Annotated in this window: 23 protein-coding genes; 11 read left to right on the top strand and 12 right to left on the bottom strand. The window is 39.8% G+C overall.

All coding sequences use genetic code 11. From position 1 onward, the window contains the following. The first annotated feature begins 187 nt into the window (after window positions 1-187). From QR40_RS16820 to QR40_RS16785, 8 genes are all read left to right on the top strand, one after another. Window positions 188-1,315, top strand: coding sequence for a galactose ABC transporter substrate-binding protein (locus QR40_RS16820; protein ID WP_027294050.1), 1,128 nt, complete (start codon window positions 188-190; stop codon window positions 1,313-1,315). A gap of 78 nt (window positions 1,316-1,393) precedes the next feature. Further along, window positions 1,394-2,890, top strand: coding sequence for a galactose/methyl galactoside ABC transporter ATP-binding protein MglA (mglA, locus tag QR40_RS16815; protein WP_027294051.1), 1,497 nt, complete (start codon window positions 1,394-1,396; stop codon window positions 2,888-2,890). A gap of 17 nt (window positions 2,891-2,907) precedes the next feature. Then, window positions 2,908-3,939, top strand: coding sequence for a galactose/methyl galactoside ABC transporter permease MglC (gene mglC / locus QR40_RS16810; RefSeq protein ID WP_027294052.1), 1,032 nt, complete (start codon window positions 2,908-2,910; stop codon window positions 3,937-3,939). A gap of 56 nt (window positions 3,940-3,995) precedes the next feature. Further along, entirely contained in the window at window positions 3,996-4,175 is a 180-nt protein-coding gene (locus QR40_RS16805; protein ID WP_027294053.1) for a hypothetical protein, read from the top strand. A gap of 161 nt (window positions 4,176-4,336) precedes the next feature. Further along, window positions 4,337-5,950, top strand: coding sequence for a response regulator transcription factor (locus tag QR40_RS16800; RefSeq protein WP_027294054.1), 1,614 nt, complete (start codon window positions 4,337-4,339; stop codon window positions 5,948-5,950). 11 nt (window positions 5,951-5,961) lie between these two features. Next, window positions 5,962-7,776, top strand: coding sequence for a sensor histidine kinase (locus QR40_RS16795; protein WP_027294055.1), 1,815 nt, complete (start codon window positions 5,962-5,964; stop codon window positions 7,774-7,776). Then, window positions 7,773-8,741: a substrate-binding domain-containing protein gene (locus tag QR40_RS16790; protein ID WP_052430893.1), complete on the top strand. Its 969-nt coding sequence runs from the start codon at window positions 7,773-7,775 to the stop codon at window positions 8,739-8,741. Before QR40_RS16795 ends, QR40_RS16790 begins: the two co-directional genes overlap by 4 nt. Before the next feature lie 15 nt (window positions 8,742-8,756). Further along, on the top strand, window positions 8,757-9,809 hold the full coding sequence (locus tag QR40_RS16785) for a galactose ABC transporter substrate-binding protein (protein ID WP_052377791.1): 1,053 nt from the start codon (window positions 8,757-8,759) through the stop codon (window positions 9,807-9,809). A 151-nt stretch (window positions 9,810-9,960) separates the two neighbouring features. On the opposite strand, the gene lexA is transcribed toward QR40_RS16785, so the two are convergent. Beyond that, on the bottom strand, window positions 9,961-10,584 hold the full coding sequence (gene lexA, locus QR40_RS16780; protein WP_027294057.1) for a transcriptional repressor LexA: 624 nt from the start codon (window positions 10,582-10,584) through the stop codon (window positions 9,961-9,963). 239 nt (window positions 10,585-10,823) lie between these two features. Here lexA and QR40_RS16775 point away from each other — a divergent pair, with 239 nt between their 5' ends. Both QR40_RS16775 and QR40_RS16770 read left to right on the top strand, forming a co-directional pair. After that, window positions 10,824-11,186, top strand: a complete 363-nt coding sequence (locus QR40_RS16775; protein ID WP_052430892.1) for a LysM peptidoglycan-binding domain-containing protein — start codon at window positions 10,824-10,826, stop codon at window positions 11,184-11,186. Window positions 11,187-11,361: 175 nt separating this feature from the next. Beyond that, a complete protein-coding gene (locus tag QR40_RS16770) occupies window positions 11,362-11,916 on the top strand; it encodes a GNAT family N-acetyltransferase (protein WP_052430891.1) in 555 nt (184 codons plus the stop codon). A gap of 657 nt (window positions 11,917-12,573) precedes the next feature. On the opposite strand, the gene QR40_RS16765 is transcribed toward QR40_RS16770, so the two are convergent. The 11 genes from QR40_RS16765 to QR40_RS16720 form a co-directional block, all read right to left on the bottom strand. Further along, window positions 12,574-12,951 carry a winged helix-turn-helix transcriptional regulator gene (locus QR40_RS16765; protein ID WP_044289364.1) on the bottom strand — a complete coding sequence of 126 codons (378 nt, stop codon included), beginning with the start codon at window positions 12,949-12,951 and terminating at the stop codon, window positions 12,574-12,576. A 101-nt stretch (window positions 12,952-13,052) separates the two neighbouring features. Then, a complete protein-coding gene (locus QR40_RS16760; protein WP_044296043.1) occupies window positions 13,053-14,387 on the bottom strand; it encodes a DUF4153 domain-containing protein in 1,335 nt (444 codons plus the stop codon). A 34-nt stretch (window positions 14,388-14,421) separates the two neighbouring features. After that, the gene (locus QR40_RS16755; RefSeq protein ID WP_044296041.1) at window positions 14,422-14,631 is read right to left on the bottom strand and encodes a helix-turn-helix domain-containing protein; all 210 of its coding nucleotides are present in this window, start codon (window positions 14,629-14,631) and stop codon (window positions 14,422-14,424) included. Between the two features lie 15 nt (window positions 14,632-14,646). Next, on the bottom strand, window positions 14,647-15,099 hold the full coding sequence (locus QR40_RS16750) for a DUF2975 domain-containing protein (RefSeq protein ID WP_027294060.1): 453 nt from the start codon (window positions 15,097-15,099) through the stop codon (window positions 14,647-14,649). A gap of 492 nt (window positions 15,100-15,591) precedes the next feature. Next, complete coding sequence (locus QR40_RS16745) at window positions 15,592-16,299, bottom strand: DUF421 domain-containing protein (RefSeq protein WP_044296039.1); 708 nt, start codon at window positions 16,297-16,299, stop codon at window positions 15,592-15,594. A 135-nt stretch (window positions 16,300-16,434) separates the two neighbouring features. Next, the gene (locus QR40_RS16740) at window positions 16,435-17,241 is read right to left on the bottom strand and encodes an alpha/beta hydrolase (protein WP_044296037.1); all 807 of its coding nucleotides are present in this window, start codon (window positions 17,239-17,241) and stop codon (window positions 16,435-16,437) included. A gap of 12 nt (window positions 17,242-17,253) precedes the next feature. Then, a complete protein-coding gene (locus tag QR40_RS16735) occupies window positions 17,254-18,270 on the bottom strand; it encodes a PocR ligand-binding domain-containing protein (RefSeq protein ID WP_330373798.1) in 1,017 nt (338 codons plus the stop codon). A gap of 35 nt (window positions 18,271-18,305) precedes the next feature. Beyond that, the gene (locus tag QR40_RS16730; protein WP_027294063.1) at window positions 18,306-18,821 is read right to left on the bottom strand and encodes a MarR family winged helix-turn-helix transcriptional regulator; all 516 of its coding nucleotides are present in this window, start codon (window positions 18,819-18,821) and stop codon (window positions 18,306-18,308) included. Between the two features lie 335 nt (window positions 18,822-19,156). Continuing rightward, the gene (locus tag QR40_RS32310; protein WP_242858547.1) at window positions 19,157-19,288 is read right to left on the bottom strand and encodes a DUF4180 domain-containing protein; all 132 of its coding nucleotides are present in this window, start codon (window positions 19,286-19,288) and stop codon (window positions 19,157-19,159) included. After that, entirely contained in the window at window positions 19,272-21,044 is a 1,773-nt protein-coding gene (gene dhaK / locus QR40_RS30570) for a dihydroxyacetone kinase subunit DhaK (protein WP_063837582.1), read from the bottom strand. Before dhaK ends, QR40_RS32310 begins: the two co-directional genes overlap by 17 nt. After that, the gene (locus QR40_RS16720) at window positions 21,041-22,183 is read right to left on the bottom strand and encodes a glycerol dehydrogenase (RefSeq protein WP_027294064.1); all 1,143 of its coding nucleotides are present in this window, start codon (window positions 22,181-22,183) and stop codon (window positions 21,041-21,043) included. The genes dhaK and QR40_RS16720 overlap by 4 nt, the downstream gene beginning before the upstream one ends. 252 nt (window positions 22,184-22,435) lie before the next feature. Here QR40_RS16720 and QR40_RS16715 point away from each other — a divergent pair, with 252 nt between their 5' ends. Then, window positions 22,436-23,395, top strand: coding sequence for a GIY-YIG nuclease family protein (locus QR40_RS16715; protein WP_027294065.1), 960 nt, complete (start codon window positions 22,436-22,438; stop codon window positions 23,393-23,395). The last annotated feature ends 35 nt before the right edge of the window (window positions 23,396-23,430 follow it).

Raw genomic sequence — 23,430 nt, 5'->3', positions numbered from 1 at the left:
GATAAAATAGGTCCTCATCTATAAGTTTTTATAGAAGAGGATCTATTTTTTCACTGTTTTTGCTTAAGAAATTCTATATTTTTCCTAATAAATTTGTATGGAGTATTATGGCCAAAAAATATATAATAACAACGAAAGATGAATATAAAACATGTACAAAATGTACAAAGAAAAGGGAGGACATTCCATGAGAAAGACAAAAAGATTTTTAGCACTAGGTTTAGCGGCATGTACATCAGTAGCTTTATTGGCAGGTTGTGGTTCTTCAACCACAGAATCAAATTCAACAACGAAAACCACAGAAGCAGGTACAACTGCTGAAACAAAAGAAGCTCAGGGAGACACTGCAAAGACAGATGAAGGAAGCGGAGATACAGCCGGGGTAAAGGAAGTAGGAGTATTTCTTTATAAATTTGATGATACTTATATCTCTACCGTTAGACAGAATCTGGAAAAGATTCAAAAAGAAAATCCGGACAAGGTTAACTTTACCTTCTATGACGGTAAGGGTGACCAGCCTACACAGAATGACAGTATTGATACCATTCTTCAAAAAGATGTGGATCTTCTAATGGTTAATTTAAATGATACCGGAGCGGCTCAGACCGTAGTGGATAAAATCAAAGCAGCGGACAAGCCGGTTGTATTCTTTAACAGAGAGCCAGTTGACCAGGCAGCAATTAAATCTTATGACAAAGCATGTTTTGTAGGTACCAATGCAAAAGATGCGGGGATTATCCAGGGCAAGATGATTGCAGACCTTTGGAGCTCAGATACAGCTAAATATGATAAAAACGGCGATGGCGTTCTGCAGTATGTAATGTTAAAAGGTGAGCCGGATAACCCGGAAGCAGTTGCAAGAACAGAATATTCTGTTAAGACAGTAGAAGAAGCAGGGATTAAAACAGAGCAGCTGGAAATTCAGGTTTGTAACTGGGATCAGTCTCTGGCACAGAATGCAACCGAAGCATGGCTTTCTAAATTAGGTGATAAGATTGAAGTAGTTATTGCAAATAACGATGGAATGGCACAGGGGGCTATCGCAGCGTTACAGGCACAGGGATATAACAATGGCGATGCAGAAAAATTTATACCGGTATATGGCGTAGATGCAACAGAAGCAGCACAGGATTTAATCAAACAGGGCTTTATGTCTGGAACAGTTCTTCAGGATGCACCTGCAATGGCAGAAGCGTTATTTACAACAGGCATGAACCTGGCTGAAGGCAAAAGTGCTATTGATGGAACAGAATATCAGTTTGATGATACCGGATATGCAATCCGTATCCCTTATCAGGAATTTACAGGCAAATAAATATGGAATAGGTAACTGCACAGTGTAGGTAATCTTCATTGTGCAGTTGCTAAGTAAAGGAAAAGTGGTGAATGGAATATGGCAGAAAAATATGTTTTGGAAATGATAGATATTGAAAAGCAGTTTCCAGGTGTAAAAGCCCTTGATCATGCACAGTTAAAATTAAGGCCTGGCACCGTCCATGCACTGATGGGTGAAAACGGCGCCGGAAAGTCTACCTTAATGAAATGTTTATTTGGTGTCTATGATGAAGATGGCGGAGAGATAATCGTAGAGGGAAAGAAGACTAAATTTTCCAATCCCAAACAGGCAATGGAAAATGGAGTTGCAATGGTACATCAGGAATTGAATCAGGTATTGCAAAGAGATGTTATGGATAATATCTGGCTGGGAAGATATCCAAGCAAAGGTGGGATTATCAGTCAGCGTTCTATGTATGAGGAAACAAAAAAAGTATTTGATAAATTAGAAATCGATGTAGATCCCAAATCAAAAATGGCGAAGCTGTCTGTATCCCAAAGACAGATGGTAGAAATCGCCAAAGCGGTATCTTACAATGCGAAGATTCTGGTATTAGATGAGCCGACCTCTTCTCTTACTCAGGAAGAAGTAGATCATCTGTTTCGCATTATTAACCGTTTAAGAGACCAGGGATGTGCAATTGTATACATATCTCATAAAATGGAAGAGATCTTGGAAATATCAGACGAAGTTACCATCATGCGTGACGGACAGTGGGTAGATACCAAATCTGCGGCAGAACTGACCACGGATAAGATCATTAAGCTGATGGTTGGACGTGATCTGACTAACCGTTTTCCGCCTAAGACCAATAAAATGGGAGAAGTCATTCTGGAGGTAAAACATTTAACCGGGAAATACCAGCCCTCCGTTATTGATGCATCTTTTGAACTTCATAAGGGAGAAATTCTTGGAATTGCAGGTCTGGTAGGATCCAGGAGAACAGAGTTAATCGAAACCATTTTCGGCATTGCCCATAAGAGCGAGGGTGAGATCCTGCTCCACGGAAAACCTGTCGATAATAAAGATTCCAGAACAGCAATTAAAAATGGATTTGCCCTTCTGACAGAAGAGCGTCGTGCGACAGGTATTTTTGGCGGTCTGAATATTCTTTTTAATAGCATAATCGCTAATATAGACCGTTATAGTAAAATGGGACTGTTAGATAACAGAAAAATGATAGAAGATACTAAATGGGTAATTGACAGTATGAATGTTAAAACCCCATCCCAAAAGACAGCAATACGAAGTTTATCCGGTGGAAATCAACAAAAGGTAATTATAGGAAGATGGTTATTAACAGAGCCGGAGATCTTACTTTTAGATGAACCAACAAGAGGAATTGATGTTGGTGCGAAGTATGAAATTTATCAGTTGATTATTGACCTGGCTGCAAAAGGAAAAGGAGTAATCATGGTTTCTTCTGAGATGCCCGAGCTGCTAGGCATCTGTGACCGTATACTAGTTATGTCAAATGGACATGTGTCGGGAATTACAAATACTGAAGAGCTGGATCAGGAGCGGATTATGGCTCAGGCAGCGAAATATGTTTAAGAACGGAAGGTGCAGATATGGAAAAATTAAAAACAGAAGGAAAGAAATTTAACGTTGGAGAATTTCTCATAAAATACGCGTTATATATTGTATTGATACTAATGATCGTTTTCTTTATCATAAAAGAACCAAGCTTTTTATCACTTGGTAATTTTACGAATATACTCAGCCAGGCTTCTACAAGAGCTATTCTGGCGTTAGGGGTTGCAGGGTTGATCGTACTACAGGGAACGGACCTTTCTGCCGGCCGTATCTTAGGTCTTACAGCGATCATTTCAGCATCTTTGCTGCAGTCAACTACATATGCAGCAAGAATGTATCCAAACCTTCCGGCATTACCGCTGTTTGTTCCTCTGCTGGGTGCAATTGCGGTAGGAGTTATATTTGGATTAATCAATGGGTTTGGTGTTGCTAAGTTGAAGGTACATGCATTTATAATTACTTTGGGCACTCAGTTAATAGCATATGGTGTATCTTGTCTTTATATTGATCGCCCGCCGCTTGGGGCACAGCCGGTTGCTAATCTTGATCAGCGATATATTCATTTTGTAACGGGCGGTTTTCAAATTACCAGTGAATTTAAGATTCCATATCTGGTATGTTATCTGGCAGTAATTGCAGTAATTATGTATATCATCTGGAATAAGACAAAGCTTGGAAAAAACATGTTTGCAATTGGCGGTAATCCGGAGGCAGCTGAAGTGTCTGGAGTTAATGTTGTAAAAAATATTATGATTATCTTCATGATTTCTGGTGTGCTGTATGGAATTGCAGGTTTCTTAGAGGCTGCTAGATCAGGATCGACAACCAGCAACACCGGATTAAATTATGAGCTGGACGCAATTTCAGCATGTGTAATTGGTGGGGTTTCCTTTACAGGGGGTGTGGGAACCATTCCAGGTGTATTGATTGGAGCAACTCTATTACAGGTTATCAACTATGGACTAATTTTTATCAGCGTAAGTCCATACTGGCAATATATCATTCGTGGTTTAATTATTATCGTTGCCGTATCATTGGATGTACGTAAATATCTTGCTAAGAAATAACAAAATGATACATTGAGGAAAAGGATTAGAACTTATGGAGGAGTAAACATAAAGATATGGAAGAACAAATAAATGATTTATCATCAGCAGAGCAGCAGGATGATATAGAGCAAAAGAAAACCGTGCGGGACTGTCTCTATGGCAGAATAAATGTTTCGCTAAAAACTATGGACAGGATTATATTCAGCCTGGTTCTGGCAATTATAGCGGCACTAATCTGTGGGATTATATTTTAACATACAAAGGAATTTATATTAGCATTTTCAATTATTAATATGCACGCGAAAAAGATGCGTAATGGAAAGAAAAAATTCCTTTACGCATCTTTTTATGTTATAATAACAAAATAATTTCGCGTTAATTTTTAAATAAAAAAATATATTTTTTAGGAGTGTATATGGACTTATATAAGGTGATTATAGCGGACGATGAAGCAGAAATCAGGGAGGGGATTATCCGTAAAATTGATTGGGCAAAGTATGGTTTCCAGGTGATTGGAAGTGCGGAAAACGGCAAGGAGGCTCTGGATCTGGCTGAAAAGCTTCAGCCGGATGTGATGATGACAGACATTATGATGCCCTTTATGGATGGACTTGAACTGGGAAAAGCTTTGCGCAAGAAAAATCCGTCTACGAAGCTGATTGTATTTTCCGGTTCTGACGATCTGGAATATGCCCACAAAGCAATTTCTATTAATGTAGTAGAGTATGTACTTAAACCTGTGAATGCAGAGGATATGGGAAAAATATTGACAAAGCTCAGGCTTTCTCTGGATGAACGGTATGAAAGTATGAGAAATCTGGAGAATCTCAGGCAGCATTATATGGACAGTCTTCCGGTTATCCGGGAGCAGTTTTTAGTCAGCCTTCTGGAAGGGAGGGTTACCCAGGAGCAATTTAACCGCAGTGCAGCCATGGCGGGAATTAATGTAGATGCCACAGGATTTATCGTCTGCCTGATTCAGATTGAAAAGGGGGTTTTGGAAGAGTCGGTAGAAAATATCTTTAAAAATCATGATGATGCTCTTATTCCTATCACGATCAAACATCTCGTAGATGAGGAAATTAGAAAATACTGTGATTTTACAAGTTTTTTCTATGGAGATATTATTGCAATTATCGTCAATGCCAGATGCAGAGAAGAAATCTATGATCTGATTTCCGGAATTGATGAGGTATGCAGGGAGTCCCAGAAAATTTACGGGCTTGTGATATCCGGTGGTATCAGCCTTATGTGCCATGAGCCACAGACCTTACGCTACGCCAGAAAAGAAGCGCAGTCTGCTTTGGATTACAGACTGGTTCTGGGGTCCGGAAGAGCTATTTATATCGGTGATGTGGAGCCGGATACTTCTGTGCTGCTGCAGTTTAAAGGTCAGGATGAACATGCGATAGTCACTGCTATAAAAATGGGAAAAAGAGAAGACATTATAGAAAAAATTGAAGAGGTATTTGCCAAGTTCGGTGATACGGTTTTGGAAATAGAGCAGTACCGGATTTATTTTATGGAAATTAAGATTTCCCTGCTGCGTCTCTGCCAGACTTATGGCTTAGATCTGGAAGAGGCATTAGGTGAAAACTTTAATAACGACAATCAATTGGAAAAACTGGGTTCCATGGACAACCTGCAAAGATGGGTACAGGAAATCAGCCTGCGGATCAGCAGTATGATAAAAAGTGAGCGTGTTCATACGTCCAGTTATATGGTGGATACGGCAGTACAATATGTACGGGACAATTATGCAGACAGTGAGCTGACTGTAGAAAGGCTCAGCGAACTCCTTCATGTCAGTCCTACTTATTTTTCTACGATTTTCAAAAAGGAAACCGGAAGCAGTTTTATCGGGTATTTGACAGAAACCAGGCTGGAAAAAGCAGTGGAACTTTTGAATACAACCAACGACAAGAGCTATCAGATTGCAGAAAAGGTAGGATATCTGGAACCAAACTATTTCAGTTATGTGTTTAAGAAAAAGTTTGGTGTGTCCCCATCCAGATACCGTAATACCTAATAGAGGTTGCTATGATTCCAATAATTAAAAAGTACATATCTAAAGCAAAAAAATGGTACCAGAAAAAAAGCATTCAGAACATGCTTTCCATTTATTTTACACTGCTTTCCGTAGTTGGAATGGTATTGATTGCTGTGCCCCTCTATCTGAATTTTACCAATACGGCAGAGCATATGGTGGAACAGGAAAACAAGCATGTCATTGACCAGACGAATCAATTTCTGGATACTTATTTGAGAAATATTATGAATGTCTCCAATTCTGTTTATTATCAGGTAATTAAAAATGCGGATCTTGCCAAAGACACCATCGTAGAGCAGCTGGACCTGCTTTACAACACCAACCGGGAACAGCTGGTGAGTATCGCTATTTTTAATCTGTTCGGAAAGGTTGAAGCTGCAGCTCCCTTGTCTAATCTCAAAGAAAATATTGATCCTAGGGATGAGGAATGGTTCAGAAATGCGGAAGCTCAGATTGAAAATCTGCATTTTTCAAAACCCCATGTACAAAATCTGTTTAATGACCCGGATAACCGATACCGCTGGGTAGTATCGATGAGTAATGATGTTGAAATCACGAAGAATGGCAAAAGGGAAAATGGCGTCTTGCTGGTAGATATGAATTTCAGCGGAATTGAGCGGGTGTGCCAAAGTGCAAATATCAGTGATTCCGGATATGTCTATCTCATGGATGCAGATGGAGAGATTATTTATCATCCAAAGCAGCAGTTATTATATTCGAAATTAGAGAAAGAATCCAATGTGGAAGCAGCAGGGTTAGATGATGGAAACCATACGGAGATCTTTCAGGGCGAAAAGCGTCTGGTAACCATAAAAACCGTAGGCTATACCGGGTGGAAACTGGTGGCAGTTACGCCCCTTACAGAAGTTGTGGCAAAATATTCCCAGATCCGGATCTTTGTTCTGTTTATCTTTTGTTTTGGATTATTCGTATTAATATTTGTCAGCCTTTTGGTATCCGCCAGAATTGCAAACCCCATTAAGCGCCTGGAAAAATCTGTTAAGAAGCTGGAAAAAGGAGATTTGAATGTAGAAATTACAGCCAGTGGTCCCTACGAGATTATGCATCTGGGCAAGACGGTGCGTTCTATGGTAGAACAGATGAAGAAATTAATGGATGACATTGTAGTGGAGCAGGAACAGAAACGTAAAAGTGAACTGGATGCGCTGCAAACCCAGATTAATCCCCACTTTTTGTACAACACGCTGGATTCTGTCATCTGGATGATTGAAAATGAACGTTATGAAGGAGCAATTACCATGGTTACCTCCCTTGCGAGACTGTTTCGGATAAGTATCAGTAAAGGGAAATCTATTATCACGGTTAAAGACGAGTTAGAACATGCCCGCAACTATCTCACCATACAGAGCATCCGTTATAAAAATAAGTTTACTTATGAGATTCAGGCGGAGGAAGAGACTTTGCAGCTGGCTACTATGAAGCTGATTATTCAGCCTATGGTGGAAAATGCCATCTATCACGGAATGGAATACATGTTAGAAGATGATGGGGGCAAGATTGTCATTAAGTCTTATATCAGGGATGAGGATCTCTTCATAGAGGTATGTGATAATGGTATCGGAATGGCACCGGATGTACTGGCAAGCCTGCTATCAAGGGAACAGCGGGTAAGGAGCAGAGGCTCCGGTATCGGAATGAATAACGTGCATGAAAGAATCTGTCTGTATTTTGGCAGGGATTACGGCGTACACGTAGAAAGTGAAGCGGATGAAGGGACAAGGGTGACGATTCATTTGCCAAGGATTCCGATAGAAGAGATCGGTCAGGAGGGAGGAGCATTTTGAAAAAGAAATATTATTTTCCTGTCTTCATATTAGGAGCAATTTTATTTTTCAGCCTCTATATCTTATCCCGGGAGACAAATGTAAAAGAGATTCCGGTGAAAAATATCTCCGTTATTACAAGAGGAAAGCTGAGTGAGAGCTGGGAGAATTTTAAACAGGGGGCAGAGCAGGCAGGAACAGATCTGAATGCAAATATCCGCATGATCAGTCTGGGGAATGAGGAAGCGAATAAACTGGAAGAACAAATCGAATTACTGGAACGGGAAGTGAATTCCGATGCAGACGCCATTGTTATCGCTCCTGTAGATCATGAGCATATGGCAGAATCTCTGGCTAAAATGAAAAGAAATATCCCGGTGGTTCTTGTGGAATCGAATGTGGATTCCAAGCTGCCTTATGAAGTTATTGCCTGTGACAATAAGAAGATGGGAACTGCATTGGCAGAAGAAGTGATGCGACATGGAAATTTCCGTAAAAAAGTGCTTCTGATTAACGGAGACATTTCCTGCAGCAGCGTTTTAGACCGGGAGGCAGCATTTCGGGATACCATGAAGATCAGTTATAATGAGATACTGGAATGGGAGCAGGCGGACTACAGCAGTGAAACCATCTTAAACTATCTGCGAACAAACAATGTGGATGTGATTGTGGCGTTCGATACGGAAATACTGGAAAATGCCGCAAAGGCTTTAAAGGAATATGAAGATCAGTATCCGCCGCAGCTTACAGAGCTGTATGGTGTGGGAAGCAGCAGCAAGGTTATCCGTTATCTGGAAAATGATAACATTGTCAGCATTGTTGTCCAGGATGATTACAGCATGGGGTATCTGGGAGTGAGGGATGCCATCAATGCAATCAACGGCAGGGAAGAAAAAGAAAGAACAGAAATTGCATTTAAAATTGTGGATCACGAACACATGTATTCAGAAGAGAATCAGAGGTTACTATTCCCTTTTGTAAGGTAAATCAGGAGAGAGATTATGAAGGTGAAAAAATTATTAATGGAAGCAGCTATGGTCATTCTTTGTCTGGCTGGATGCAGTACGCTGGCAACAGAACAGAAAAAGGAGCAATTGCCGGAATTGAAAATAGGTGTATCGGTCTATTATCAGGATGATGTGTTTATTGAATCGATTATCAGCCGATTGAAAGAATCGGTAAAGAAGATGGAAAAGGAAGAGGGTTACAACATTACTCTGAATATCGTAGACGGTCAGAACAGCCAGACTTTGCAAAATGAACAGGCTGATAAATTCATCTCTCAGGGATATGATGTGATCTGCATGAATCTTGCTGACCGGACTGCAGCAGCTACGATAATTGACAAGGTTAAGAATGCGGATATACCGGTTATATTCTTTAACCGGGAGCCGGTTAGCGCGGATATGAAGCGATGGGATAAAGTTTATTATGTAGGTTCCAGACCGGAGGAAGCCGGAACCATGCAGGGTGAAATCGTTTTAGAACAATATCTAAAAGACCCAGGAAGCGTAGACCGCAACCATGACGGCAGGATTCAATATGTTATTCTGGAGGGAGAACAGGGACATCAGGACAGCCTGATCCGTACTGAATACTGTCTGAAGCCATTGTTAGACAATAATATCGTGCTGGAGAAGCTTGCCAATGCCACTGCAAACTGGCAAAAATCCCAGGGGGAAGAAAAAATGGGAGGTTGGCTGGAAGAATACAAAGATAGGATAGAAGTAGTCTTCAGTAATAATGATGAAATGGCTCTAGGCGCAATATCTGCAATTAAAAAGGCAGGATATGAAGGGAAAATCCAGGTTGTGGGGGTAGATGGAACAGAGTCTGCAATCAAAGCGGTAGAAAATAAAGAGATGCTGGGAACGGTTATCAATGACGCAAGAAAACAGGCTGACAGTATCCTGAAACTGGCTTTTAATTCCGGTTCCGGTCAGGGGGTAGGGATGGTTAAAGAACTACAGCCGGATAACTGTGTACGTATTGGACATAAAGTGTTTGCACAATGGTCAGTGCAGCAGGATACAGAAGGAGAGTCAGTGGAATAACGTAATAATGTTTGGTAAAAAGAGGGAGCTATACACCGATGATATAATTATTACTGACCTGTAAAGGTTCAGTTTATCATTCAGTGAAATAGCTCCTTTAAATATGTAAAAGTTAAGTTGTTCCTTATAAATAGAAACGAAAATGCATGATTTAATGAATGAAACGGAAAACTCCAATTACTTTTCCCTGTATACAAAGTCCGTCATTTTCAACGATTATTGGCTCCATTGTATCATTTTCCGGCTGCAGGCGATAGTACCCATCTTCTTTATAATATGTTTTTACTGTAGCAGAGTCATCTATTAAGGCAACCACGATATCACCATTTTGTGCGGTGTTCTGCTTTTGTACGAGAATCTGATCACCATCGAAGATGCCGGCATTAATCATACTTTCACCTTTAACGGTAAGCATAAAGGTCTGTGCATTCGGCATAAACTCGGATGGGATAGGAAAGTAGCTTTCTACATTCTCCACTGCAAGGATAGGCTGGCCGGCAGCGATTCTTCCAACAATTGGAACATTCACAACCTCACGTCTGACCATATTAAAATTGTCATCGAGTATTTCAATCGCCCTTGGCTTCGTAGGGTCACGTCGGATATAACCGTTTTTCTCTAATGTTTCCAAGTGGGAATGAACAGAAGAGGTCGACTTTAAATGTACTGCCTCACAGATCTCCCGAACTGCTGGTGGAAAACCACGGTTTAAAATTTCATTTTTTATATATTCTAATATTTCAGCTTGTTTTTTAGAAATTTTGCCATATGCCATATTACACATACCTCCTAATACATCTATTTTCCTTATACTATCATATTTTTGTGCAAAATGCAAACAAATGTTTAGAATACTTGTTCGTAATTTTGTCGAAACAGTGTTGACAAACGTCTGTTCTTGTAATATAATGTCAGTAAATCGAACACTCGTTCGTAACAAATGTTCGAACAAGTTTTTTGTATAAAATAATCAAAAATGAATACAATCAAGTGTAGAAGGGGGATTTAGTTATTATGGGAACGAGAGAGAATATGCATTCTATGAAAAATGAAATGGTGAAGTTATTATTTGACCGCAGAGTGATTTTAAGTCTGGCTTCGTTAGTAATAGCAGCAATGATCTTAATTGCCTGCAATAGCTTTATTGTCAGCGCAAGCAGCAAGACAAAACCACAGACATACAAATACTATACAGAAGTCCGTATAGGACATAATGATACATTATGGGGTATAGCAAATGAATATATTACCGATGATTATGATTCTGTAAATAGCTATATAAACGAAGTATTGAATATTAATTCTATGTTAACAGAAGATGTGCATTATGGACAAAGGATAGTCGTACCTTATTACTCAACAGAATTAAAACAATAGAGGAATCAGTTCTTCCTAATAGAGATATTAGAACATAAAAGCATTATAGTAACAACGTAAAAGAGCCCCAGTTGGCCGTCGAGTATTTTTTCTCGGCGGTTTTTTTAAAAATTAATGTACCATATTGTGGTATACTGGTAGGAAAATAGGTAAATATTCATAGGAGTAAAGAAAAATGAAAAATAATATGGAGAAATCTTGTAATGACAGCAAAAACAGAACATATGTTCAGGTGGGTGAAAATATCGAATACCATTTTGAAAAAGTAACGAAATCAAATTTACAGGATATACTGAATTTGCATCTGCCAGAAGAACAGAAGCATTTCATAGAAACCCCGTTGGAATGCCTAAAAGAGGCGGAAGAATTGAATGATTGGCAGCCACGGGGAATTTACTATAGAGACCAGCTAATCGGGTTTACCATGTATGGAAAGATTTTATCGGAAAAACGTGTATGGATGGACCGATTATTAATCGATCACAAATTTCAGGGGCAAGGTCACGGAAAAAAAGCTTTGTCTAGCCTTATTGCGTATTTGTTCCGGAAATACTCATGCAGCGAAATTTATCTGAGTCTTTATCCGGATAATCAGCGGGCATTCACTTTATATGAAAATTTAGGTTTTATGCTTAACGGAGAGTTGGATACGAAGGGTGAACAGATTATGGTTTTGGAAAAAAGAACATGGCTGTATAATTTAGAAAACGAAAATAGACATTATTTATAGATATTCGGTAATATAGGAATTAACCGGATATTTTAAAAGCAGATGGGAGTTAGAATAGTTAAGCGGACAAATACAGTTTTTTCCGACTAACTAACACGGAAACACTGTATAACCGGCTATTTATATTATTTTGCCTGATCACCGTGGTTTTTAGTTTAAGTTAATATTTTGGTCCTTATGTTCATACTCATTTTATAATCTATTTATGTTATTTCATTGTATCTGTTTATGCTTGTCTTATCATTATACTTTAAAATGATATCATTATAGGTTTACGCTGCTAAATCTTTTTAGATATACCATAATAATCAATATATTTGCCAACCTTATTATGGTATATCTTTGTAAAACGTGTACTTCGGTAAAATAATTGACCAGCCCGCAACATCACATTACACCGTCTTGCAGTGTGTAAAATATCCTGCGTCTAAATTGTGAATTCAAACTTTATGGACTACTTGTTTCATAATTAGTAAATATCCGATTACTCGTCAGGATCTTCCATAGATAAATTTCTTGTATGTACTCTTCTGTCAATTTATACCTCTCAGAACATGTGTTTGGAAAAGTTTGCGATTTTAATTATTTATTATTTATCTACAGAATTAAAATTCCATCAATTAAAGAGTAATTCTGTCTAATTACTTATATGGTTCTTTAATTAACAGTGCTATGTGTCTGGTTTTCCGCTGATGCAAACTTTTCCACTTCATATTTTAATACCCAGTTACACATTTCTAATAACATTGGAAGCAGATCGTATCCCTTTTTGCTTAATGAATATTCTACTTTAGTAAGAATCTTTGAATTTTCTGTTCGGATGATAAGTGCATCTTCTTCCAGTTCTTTTAACTGTTTGGTCAACTTGTTGTGTGGAACATTTCCCAGTGCATTTTTTAATTCATCATAGGATAAAATTTTGTTTAAGCCAAGTATATAAAGTACACGCATCTTCCATTTACCGCCGATCATATTGACTACCTTTTCAAAGTATTCATAGCCCAGTTTTTGAACCGGACAGTCTTCTCTATCCATGGTTTCTCTCTCCTTATTACAATTTTAATAATTTTATTACACAAAACGAATTAAATCTACGATTCTTAAAAGGGGGTATATACAACTTATTATTTAGTTTCTTATAACATATTAAAGTTTGCAATATATTGTTGGACAGGCAGGATACATAGAAAACAAAATAGAATTGCTCCAATAATAATTGCTAGCCGGATGATTGGAATCCTCTTCCACTGCCATATTATAGTCATTAGAAATACTGTGGTCAGCCAAATCATAAAGACACTTGTCAGTATCCGCTTTACCGTAAGGCCGTACACAGAAATATATAAGAACATTTTACTCATTGCTGTTGCAATCAAAAGCAGGGTCAGAACGGAAAGGATAACATTTATCCATCGTAAAATCCTGTTATCGCACTTTTGTGTTTTGCTGAAAGCGTTTGCTCCGAGGATAATCAGTACATTGATGACTGCAATAATGCATAACTCGAAGAATCCCTGACGGGCATATTGGGCATAGGTAAAATATTCGGGGCGTATCCCGGCAAATGCTGAAAATAAATAACTGCTTTGTAATCCGATAAATAACCCATAGGATATACAAACTAATAGGACCGCTGTATCAATGGCAGTATCTGCGATACAGTGAGTCTTTATCATTATTTTACTGATGGAATCCATATGAAAATGATCCGTATTGCGGTGATAAAGGCATCCATATATAAGTCCAAACATATAAGCTGATATAGGTAATGATAACACAAAACGAAGAATATTTGCAAATAAATGTCGGTAAAAATAATCTCTTGTTTCAACTAATAATTGTCGGAAACCACTATCTGCACTTGAGAGTAACGGAAGCACGACAGCCAGAACCGGAATGGCAATACAAAGCCCTAAAGCTGCCGAAATCACCTTATTTCCTGACCTGGATTTTCGGAGTGCTGATTTTAGTACGCGAAACTGGCAAGTGAAGTTATAGAAGGGGATAATAATGAATGCATTCCATAAGTCGAGCATTACCCATTCACTGGATTTATTGTCCTTAAGTAGTATTCCGGTTACGGAAAGTGTCCAATACGCGGCAATCACGATTAGTGCCAGTATCTGAATGACTCTCATAACGCTCCAAAAACCATAGGGAATTCCCACACCCAGCAGAATAGCCAGCCAAAAGAAACTTTCCTTCGCAGGTCTTTGTTTGCGGGCAAAGACGTATGCCAGAACTCCGATAACATATGCTATCGTGAACAGTGCTATATTGCGGTTAAAATTAAGAAATGACGAAAAAACATATACAAGGCCATAGCCGAGTATCAGATAGGTTAACGCAAATCCTTTGTCTTTACCATCGGAAATAAGGGGCTTTGATTCGTTTACCGTTGATATTTGATCTAAAATAGGCGCACTTTCACAAGGCAGGCCGCTTTGGCTTACCATTTCTTGATTTTCCATATAAAATAAACCTCCTCTGTACGATTACGTACGGTTATTCTTCTTCCAGGAACTCCAGAATATCACCAGGCTGACATTGTAATGCTTTACAAATGGCTTCCAATGTCGAAAAACGGACTGCTTTTGCTTTTCCATTTTTTAAGATTGACAGGTTAGCCGGTGTGATCCCAACTTTTTCAGCAAGATCTCCGGAACTGATTTTACGACGTGCCATCATCACGTCAAGATTTACTATAATAGCCATACCGGCACATCCCTTCTATATGGTATAGTCATTTTCTTCTTTAAGTTCGGCAGCCTGGGCAAATACATTTTTAATCACCCTTAGAATCAGGCTCATGAATAAAGCCATAACAGCCAGTACCCAAAATGGTGCAAAGTAAAATCCACTTAAGAGATAAATCATACCTGCTGCCAGACAGCACCAGGAAAGGTGACGCAGGCATTTTACATTGCATTTTTCGAATACAATGTCTTTACGGATATTGTTTAACAGACAATGTAAATTGTACAGTGCAACTGCTACAAATACCGCAGATGTGTATACCGTGATTAAAAATAAAGTCAGTTTATTGTCTAAGTACGGCCCCACTGTCTTTATAAATATCCCAAACAGCCATGGAGCGCCAATGCAGCCTGCAATCAGGCAGAGAGAAAATAACAGTACACAGATTCTGGACAGCGCCAGACTCTTGTCTTTGTTCCAGTTCATTTGATTGCCTCCTTTTACAATATAATTAGATAAAATGATTTTATAAGTCATTGCTTCTTAAGCTGTTTGTATTATAGCATGGAAAATATTGATATTCAAGTATAATTTATCGTTTTTCGATATATTTATATTGCTATACATAAAAATACGCACTTGATTGCAGTTTGATTACTCACCTGTAAGACGAGATGCCACTTTGTAAAGTGAAAGGCCATCTTTGTAACTGACAATTAAATATTTGTAAACGAAATGCCACTTTTGTAATTGAAATACATGATTTGTAAACCAAAAGCCGTTTTTGTAACTGAAATGCAGTTTGATTTTTTGCTTTTATTGTCGTATGATAATAAAAATAAGTATGCCAAAAAGAGGTCGACTCCCTCTCGATTTTTTTGTAATCGGAGAATCCACCCCTAACTTGTCCCTTTCGTCTGTACTCTTCATATCAATTCATGGTTTACTCCTATTGCTCCCTTTAGGTAAAACAGCTGATTACATTAAAGAAGAACGTTTGCTATTGTTGTTGTGTTTGGGAAGAATTGTTAAAATCCCGGAGTCGCTGAGTGTAGCCAGGGTTATTTTTTTAAGATCCTGGTATCCCTGCCTATCCAGTTCTTCCATCAACCATACCTGGTCTTTACCATAAGGCGCCAGATTGTGCTTCATGATCTTTCCATCAATAATGATATTTGCCCGGAGGGAATCATCCTTAGCCGGAAAGGAAAAATCAGAGGATTTCGGTGGACGTGCAAAGTCTTTTGGCATTACAGAGATACTGCCTTCCGGCTCAAGAATGGCATATTGAACTTCACTGATATCAAAATAACCCTGAGTGCGAAGCTGGCTTAACAGTAAATTGATGTCAAATTTGGCCTGCTTTAACCCATCGTATTGTATGAGTCCATTTGCAATAAGAAAAATTGGCTTACCAACTAAGATCCTCCTCAGCGTAATGCTCTTTCTGGAATAGAAAGAAAGCAATATGGAATGAAGAAAAAAAATAAGGATAGAAAGAATACCGTAATAAATAGGTACCGTATGATTGATTGTAAGCTCTCCAGCAAGTGTTCCGACTACGATTCCTGCAATATAATCATAAAAGGTCATCTGCGCAATCTGTTTGGCGCCGCTGATCTTTGTCATAACTGATAAAATGATAATTGTCAGGACGCTTCTGAAAAGTAATTCCCAAATATCCATGATATCGCATCCTTTCGTTAAGTAGGTTTATTTACTGCACAAAAGTATTGTAACCGTTATACGGTATCGTATCCATGAGATTTCCGTTATAAAAAAGAACTGTTTGAGGTTTTCAAACAGTCTGTTTTTTATGTGTTACATATGTTTAGCTGTCCAGGCTAATATCTCTGCAATAATTTCATCTTTGCATGGTTCATTTAAAATTTCATGGCAAAGATTTGCATAGATTTTAAGGGTTTTGTCCTTAGAAGCAATATCTCCGAAGAAGTCACGGGAATCTTTTTCGCTTACCAGTCCGTCACAGCATCCATGGAGTATAAGAACAGGATCTGTAAAGGATGTTCCGTTTTGGGAAAGCCAGGTGACACCTTCACCCAGGCTGTTAAACAGTGCAACAGAAATTTCCTTTTCTACCAAAGGATCCTTATCATATGCTTCGATAACTTCCGGATCACTGCATACGCCGTCCCCAAGGTTATTCGGCAGATAGGTATCTTCCGGTATCGTCATAGGAAGATCGCCCGCTAGTTTATGGTTATATCTTGTCAAAGCACCGGACAAAATGATTCCCCTTGCATTGCCGGGATATCTGGTGGCGAAGGATGCCGTGGCATAGCCGCCCATGCTGTGACCAATTACAAATAAAGGAAGTCCGGTATTTTCTTTGGCTGCCATCTCTGTTACGGCATTCACATCATCACTGATCTGTGTGTACTTATTGTAATAAACTCTTCTGCCTTCCGATCTGCCATGTCCCCGATGATCAAAGCGGTACACACAAAATCCATGATCATTCAGTTTCTGTGTGACGTAATCATATCTTCCAAGATGCTCACACAGCCCGTGTACGATGACAAAGACACCTATTGGATGTTCAACTTCGTTCTTTACCATAAATAATTTTGTTCCGTCAAAAGAGATAAATTCCATTTCTTTTTTCATGTAGTGCCCTCCTTAAGTGCGGTACACAGCCGGAGTTACACCTACATACTTTTTAAAGGATTTTATAAAATAACCGGCTTCGCTGTAGCCCAGTTCATCACTGATTTCGGAAATGGGCGCATCCGATGATTCCAGCAGAGCTTTTGCCCATTCAATTTTTAACCTGGCCGTAAAAGAAGAATAACTTTCTCCCACTTCTTTTGTGAAAAGCCTGCTCAGATAGCTGGAACTGACATTGCAGTATGCAGCCATGTTTTTCAAAGAAGGCGATTCTCCTTTGTGGTGGTAGATGTAATCAAATGCTTTTATGATAATGCTGTTTGTGGAGACAGGAACATCACATCCGGCATTTTCTATATTTGAATTCAAAATTACATTAGATAGAGCTGCTTTCATTTTACGGGCGGATTCCATCGTATAATGAGCGCCAGGAGGCTCCTCCAGGATTTCCTGGTGTCTGTTGACTACAGTTTCATACATTTCTATAATCTGTTCTTTGTGAATTGCTTCTTTGACCATATAATTACAGAGAAAATAAAGCATCATAGCAATCATCTGCATACGCTCATAGGATAAAAATGGGATTTCGTTATAGAGTTGTCGGAAATTTTCTTTTGCTTCCTCGATAATTCTGGGGTTGGCGGGACTGAATATCTTCTCCATAAAGCTGTCATCTTTATGAATGGGCAGACGTACCTGTCCAGCCATTACAGCACCCAGGTATTTGTCATTCACAATAATGGGGATAGCAATATCAACTATAGAGAAATGGCATTGGTATATATAGGGCTCATTTATCCGTACCGCTTCCAATCCGCCTCTGGAATCACACTTTTGACAGAATTTGCCCAGTGTCGGATCGTTCCGTACCTTTTTACAAAATTCATGGCAGCAGCTATGTTCTGTTACCGGTACACCTTTGTAATCCACGGTAAGGATTGCCATGTTTGTCACCTCAGCCAGGGAGCGCTGCAGGTTCGTCCATTGTTCCATATCGAAGATCTGATCAATGGCAAGTAATTTATTCATAATACACGGTCCTCCTTTAAAATCATCTACCTGCACTATTTATGGTTTTTTCCAACCGGAATTAATACCTGGGGTGTTTTTACTTCTTTCTCCTGATCCAGCCAGATGCCTGCTTCCAGCATTCGGGCTACGACGGGGAGATATTTTTTCGGAAGTCCTTCTCCGGCACGGAACATTTTCGAGAAGGATTTTTCATAGATATAATTGGAGTAATTCTGATACAGGCGTCGTCCATGATCCGTTACCCGGATAATAATATTTTTCCGGTTGCCCTCCAGATAAAACTTTTCCAACAGATCCTTTTGCGTTAATTTATTTACCAGTTTTGTGAAAGCACTGGGACTGATTCCCAGCCTTCCTGCAATTTCAGACATGTTCAGATTGAGTTCCTCATTTTCCAGTAAATATTCCAATACCTGGATTTGTGAAAATGAAATCGGAATACTTGTTCCATAATAATCCTCTTTGTTATAAATTGAAGCATATACATTTGCATACTTAATCAATTTCTCCACAAATGACCGGTATTCTCCCATCCATTCCAGTTTCATAAAACCACCTCCCCCAAAATTAATTTTCATTCATAAATAAAATAATTTCCAAAGGAAACTATAATCTTTACGTTAAGAATAATATAATTTGGGAAAGAAAACAATAGTTACTTATTCACAGAAATGAGTCTGTAGAATTAGCCATATTTACAGCCTGTTTCTTATGAGTATGCCGATTTCCATGTAAAAAAACCTTGTTAAGAATGGTCCGCCTATTGCAGGGGAGTCTTCTTCACAAGGTTTTTGTATGGGATCATTTCATTGGAGTTTCTGGTTCATGTATGGGATCATTTCTTTGGAGTTTCTGGTTCATGTATTGGAATCGGTACTTCTGTTTACTGTAATTTATCTTTTAACCGGTTAATCGCATCTTCTTTGGTAAGTGTAAAAAAGATATCATTTTCACAATTACCTTCATAAATGAAATATTTTAATGGTTTACTTGTATATCTAGTAATCGATTCCATGCACTTTCATTGCTTCTGCTATATCCCGGTATATGACACCCAGCCCATAGGCTCCGGCATCCGGATATCCAAGACTCCGCTCTCCCACTGTTCCGGCTCTGCCCATGCGGGCAACGATTTTTTCTGTGGCCTTGGCACCGTCTTCTGCTGCCTTAGCGGCCCTTATAAGAGTGGTGGAAATATCCTCCCCGGCTTTAGCACAAAGGCTCCAGGTATTTGCACAGGGAAGAAAGGCATCAATCAGTGTTTTATCGCCTATTTCTGCACCTCTTCCAAACGACCTCTCTCCGGTTGCCTGAATCCCTTTTACTGATGCCTGCAGCATTTGTGCAAATTCAGAAATGGTCAGCTCCGTTTTTGCTTGCGCGTATTTTCCTGCTGCACGGAAGGCAGATCCCCAGATGGGACCGGAAGCTCCTCCACAGTGTTCCATGATAACCAGAGAACAAGCATCCAGGAAATTCCCGATGGTGTCTGTATGATGGGTGATGATCTCGTTCCATTCCATTTTAAGCCGGCGGAATCCTTTGGCAATACTCATACCGAAATCGCCGTCTCCTGCATGGGAATCAAGCTCACAGAAGGGTACTTCATTTCTTATTACGGATGCACTCATACAATCGATCATGTAAACCATATTCTGCAGGCTGATACAGTTATGATGAATGATTGCGTAATCCGGGCTTGTTTCGATCTCATAGCTGGCTTTAACTCCGGTACCAGACATGTTCCCGGCTGGGGTATAAGGAATACTTTGCTTCCAATCCTGAATCGTAAAAACCGGAGCACTGCAGGGGGCGCTCAGCAGGCCCTTTAATTCCTCATCCAGTTTCAGAATAGACAAAGATGCGCCTGCCATATCGATACTGGTCATGTAACTTCCTACCAAGGTTCGGGAAACTATAACCGGATGCTTTGCCAGTTCCTTATTTACTGAATTATTCAACAGGTATAATTCCTGGGCAGGGGTTGCACCAAAGCCATTTACCAGAAGGGCAATTTCCTGGTCCGTATCCGGCTTAAGCTCTTCTAAAAGTGCATCCACCATTTTCATCGCCAGTTCATCGGCGGTAATGAGTTTTTCACGCTTAATCCCCGGCTCACCATGAATTCCCACGCCATATTCCATCTCATCGTCACCAAGAACAAAAGTAGGCGTCCCCTTGGCTGGAACCGTACAGGAGGTAAAGGCAAAGCCGATGCTTTTTACATTAGCTACGGTTTTTTCAGCCAGGCGCTTCACTTGTGCTAAATCCATACCCCTCTCCGCTGCGGCACCTGCAATTTTATGTACAAACACGGTACCTGCAACGCCTCTTCTACCAACGGTATACAGGCTGTCTTTTACGGCGATATCGTCATCAACTTTTATATAATCAACAGATATGCCATCTTCTTTTGCCAGATATGCTGCATTTTTAAAGTTCATTATGTCACCGCTGTAATTCTTAATAATCAGCAGGGTGCCTTTGTCCCCGGCTGTTTCCCGGATTGCCTGATATACCTGAATCTGTGAGGGAGAAGCAAATACATCGCCGCATACGGCGGCATCCAGAAGTCCATCGCCTACAAAGCCGGCATGTGCAGGTTCATGCCCGCTGCCGCCTCCGCTGATCAGGATTACCTTCTCCTTATTTACGTCTCGCTTTTTGATAATTTTATATTTCGGTATGAGTTCCAGATCAGGATGTGCAAGGACAATGCCATTGCACATTTCCATAACAACATTTTGAGGATTATTTATTATTTTTTTCATTTGCCGCACCTGCTTTCCTCTTTGAAGTTTTTTCCGATACGGTCTGCTGTAATGATTGCAGCGGCCACTGATTGAGGTGTTACCGGGAAAGGCATGGCATGGATGGATTCTTCCGGAATACAAGCTTTATTTGCAGCTTCCATCAGTTCTTCCGTCGTAAATTGATCCACCCCGATATCTTCCAGGCAAACCGGAAGTCCAATTTTAAGGCAGAAGTCCAAAACTTCTTCAATTTCCTTTGAAGGAGCATTTTCCAGGACTAACTGCGCCAGTGTACCAAAGGCTACTTTTTCACCGTGGAAATATTTGTGGGTACCTTCAAAAATGGTAAGTCCGTCATGAATGGCATGAGCACCTCCAAGTCCGGCACTTTCAAATCCAAGCCCCGATAATAGAATATTGGTTTCAATAATATTTTCCAGTGCCGGAGTGACCTGATTACAGTCACAGGCTGTTTTGGCTTTCTCCCCATCTTCCATCAGAGTCTGATAGCACAGAGATGCCAGCGCCATTGCGGTATTAGTACCTTTGGCAGGACCGCAGTATCCTTCCCGAAACCCGCAGGGAAGTCCGGCATTTACATTTGAATAGGAGGCAGCAGTTGCCCTTGCTTCAAAATAAGTAGACAGGGCATCTCCCATTCCGGAAACCAGAAAACGGGAAGGTGCCTGGGCAATTACCGTGGTGTCAATTAAGATAACACTGGGACTCTGTTTGAAATATGCATAGTCATCAAATGCACCTTCCGGTGTGTAGAGAACTGCTGAGTGGCTGGTTGGGGCATCGGTAGCTGCAATCGTGGGAACAATGATCAAAGCTTCGCCTGCTGCAACGCATTTTGCGGTATCAATCGCCTTTCCGCCGCCAAGTCCAATGGTACAGTGGCAGCCTTTTTCTTTTGCCAGTTCCTGCAGGCGTGCTACTTCCTGTCTGGAACATTCGCCTTTAAATCCGCTTTCGACAAAAGAGATCTGATACTCCTTTGCAGTTATCAGCAGCTTTTCCTTAACTCGGCTGACATCATCCGGGTGGGCAATCAGTAATGCGGATGATCCGAATGTTTTTACGAAGTAACCCAGGTTTCGGATTTCATCTTCTCCCTGTACGTATTTGGTTGGACATATAAAAGCTTTTCTCATTTTAATACCTCCTGCTGTATTTGATGGTTTTATTTTAGCAGGAATGCATAACGGATACAGTGAGGAATGATGACCGGAAATAATGATTCTATATCGTAATTTCTTGTCATCAGATTCCGGAATGGTAATTTCATGCAGTGCCAATAGTATTTTTCAAACACGCTCCAGGGAAAATTTGACGCAGGCGCAATTCTATATTATGATAATGGAAAGTGTTATAAACCAAGGATAAAGCGGAGGCATGGTGCGCCTATGACAGATCAGATCTCAGAAAAATTAGAACATCTTCCGGAAGCCCCGGGAGTCTATAAAATGCTGGATGAAAAAGGAAAAATAATATATATTGGGAAAAGTAAATGCCTGAAGAAACGGGTGAAATCTTATTTTGTGGAAACTCCAAAATGGGATAAGGTAAATCGAATGGCACCTTTTATAAAAGATATCGACTATGTGGTTACCGATACCCATCTGGAAGCTATGCTTTTGGAATGTGAACTTATTAAACAAGTCCGCCCTTATTTTAACGTAATGATGAAATACGATGACCGGTACGTTTACCTGAAGGTAGGACAGACATTTCCGGACAGACTGCTTTCCATTGCTAACCGCAGGGAAGAAAACTGCTTTGGGCCTTTTCGCAGCAGAAGCACACTGTTGCAGATTATGGACTTTATGAAAAATGTGTATCCGATTGAGAAAGTGAAAAGAACATACCAGCTTACCTATCATATCTTTCCCAAACCGCTTACCCGGGATAACTGGGAGGATACACAGCGGGCGCTGATGGAATTTTGTAAGAAAGCTTCTATACGGGAACAGTTTATAAGAGAGATGCAAAAGAAAATGAGCAAAGCTGCACAAGAAGAAAAATACGAAACAGCGGCATTCTATCGGGATGCTGTTGAAAACCTGAAATACTTGAAAAAGGGGATAGATTCTTATGACCATTGGATGAAGGGGCATGTACTTTTGAATCTGGAAACTGACAGTGGCAGGAAGCTTTTTTACATTGTTAAAGGACGCGTTATACATAAGAAGGCGTTTCAACAGATTGTGCCGCCCGTAAAGGAGAATTTCAGAAAGGAAAGTCTGGAAATATTATTACATATTACCGAAGAACTGGATAATAAGGGAAATATAGATTACTGCGATATAATATATAGTGAAATGAGAGGTCAGCCAACAGAAAAAATAGAAATAGAATTTTTGTAAAAATGGATGCAGTCAACAGTAATATTGACTGCATC

Origin of the sequence: Robinsoniella peoriensis (assembly GCF_000797495.1) — a bacterium.
Classification (GTDB): domain Bacteria; phylum Bacillota; class Clostridia; order Lachnospirales; family Lachnospiraceae; genus Robinsoniella; species Robinsoniella peoriensis.
Note: the sequence above shows the minus strand (reverse complement) of the source record. Positions and strands in the feature narration are given on the sequence as shown.

Excerpts from the sequence above, each read along its gene's own strand:
- QR40_RS16760 (WP_044296043.1), bottom strand. The coding sequence starts at position 14,387 with ATGGAAAATCAAGAAATGGTAAGCCAAAGCGGCCTGCCTTGTGAAAGT.
- QR40_RS16820 (WP_027294050.1), top strand. The coding sequence starts at position 188 with ATGAGAAAGACAAAAAGATTTTTAGCACTAGGTTTAGCGGCATGTACA.
- lexA (WP_027294057.1), bottom strand. The coding sequence starts at position 10,584 with ATGGCATATGGCAAAATTTCTAAAAAACAAGCTGAAATATTAGAATAT.
- QR40_RS16765 (WP_044289364.1), bottom strand. The coding sequence starts at position 12,951 with ATGGATAGAGAAGACTGTCCGGTTCAAAAACTGGGCTATGAATACTTT.
- dhaK (WP_063837582.1), bottom strand. The coding sequence starts at position 21,044 with ATGAAAAAAATAATAAATAATCCTCAAAATGTTGTTATGGAAATGTGC.
- QR40_RS16745 (WP_044296039.1), bottom strand. The coding sequence starts at position 16,299 with ATGGATATTTGGGAATTACTTTTCAGAAGCGTCCTGACAATTATCATT.
- QR40_RS16800 (WP_027294054.1), top strand. The coding sequence starts at position 4,337 with ATGGACTTATATAAGGTGATTATAGCGGACGATGAAGCAGAAATCAGG.
- QR40_RS16750 (WP_027294060.1), bottom strand. The coding sequence starts at position 15,099 with ATGAACTGGAACAAAGACAAGAGTCTGGCGCTGTCCAGAATCTGTGTA.
- QR40_RS16715 (WP_027294065.1), top strand. The coding sequence starts at position 22,436 with ATGACAGATCAGATCTCAGAAAAATTAGAACATCTTCCGGAAGCCCCG.
- QR40_RS32310 (WP_242858547.1), bottom strand. The coding sequence starts at position 19,288 with ATGGAATCGATTACTAGATATACAAGTAAACCATTAAAATATTTCATT.
- QR40_RS16775 (WP_052430892.1), top strand. The coding sequence starts at position 10,824 with ATGGGAACGAGAGAGAATATGCATTCTATGAAAAATGAAATGGTGAAG.
- QR40_RS16730 (WP_027294063.1), bottom strand. The coding sequence starts at position 18,821 with ATGAAACTGGAATGGATGGGAGAATACCGGTCATTTGTGGAGAAATTG.
- QR40_RS16740 (WP_044296037.1), bottom strand. The coding sequence starts at position 17,241 with ATGAAAAAAGAAATGGAATTTATCTCTTTTGACGGAACAAAATTATTT.
- QR40_RS16805 (WP_027294053.1), top strand. The coding sequence starts at position 3,996 with ATGGAAGAACAAATAAATGATTTATCATCAGCAGAGCAGCAGGATGAT.
- mglA (WP_027294051.1), top strand. The coding sequence starts at position 1,394 with ATGGCAGAAAAATATGTTTTGGAAATGATAGATATTGAAAAGCAGTTT.
- QR40_RS16735 (WP_330373798.1), bottom strand. The coding sequence starts at position 18,270 with ATGAATAAATTACTTGCCATTGATCAGATCTTCGATATGGAACAATGG.
- QR40_RS16770 (WP_052430891.1), top strand. The coding sequence starts at position 11,362 with ATGAAAAATAATATGGAGAAATCTTGTAATGACAGCAAAAACAGAACA.
- QR40_RS16785 (WP_052377791.1), top strand. The coding sequence starts at position 8,757 with ATGAAGGTGAAAAAATTATTAATGGAAGCAGCTATGGTCATTCTTTGT.
- QR40_RS16755 (WP_044296041.1), bottom strand. The coding sequence starts at position 14,631 with ATGGCTATTATAGTAAATCTTGACGTGATGATGGCACGTCGTAAAATC.
- QR40_RS16795 (WP_027294055.1), top strand. The coding sequence starts at position 5,962 with ATGATTCCAATAATTAAAAAGTACATATCTAAAGCAAAAAAATGGTAC.
- QR40_RS16720 (WP_027294064.1), bottom strand. The coding sequence starts at position 22,183 with ATGAGAAAAGCTTTTATATGTCCAACCAAATACGTACAGGGAGAAGAT.
- mglC (WP_027294052.1), top strand. The coding sequence starts at position 2,908 with ATGGAAAAATTAAAAACAGAAGGAAAGAAATTTAACGTTGGAGAATTT.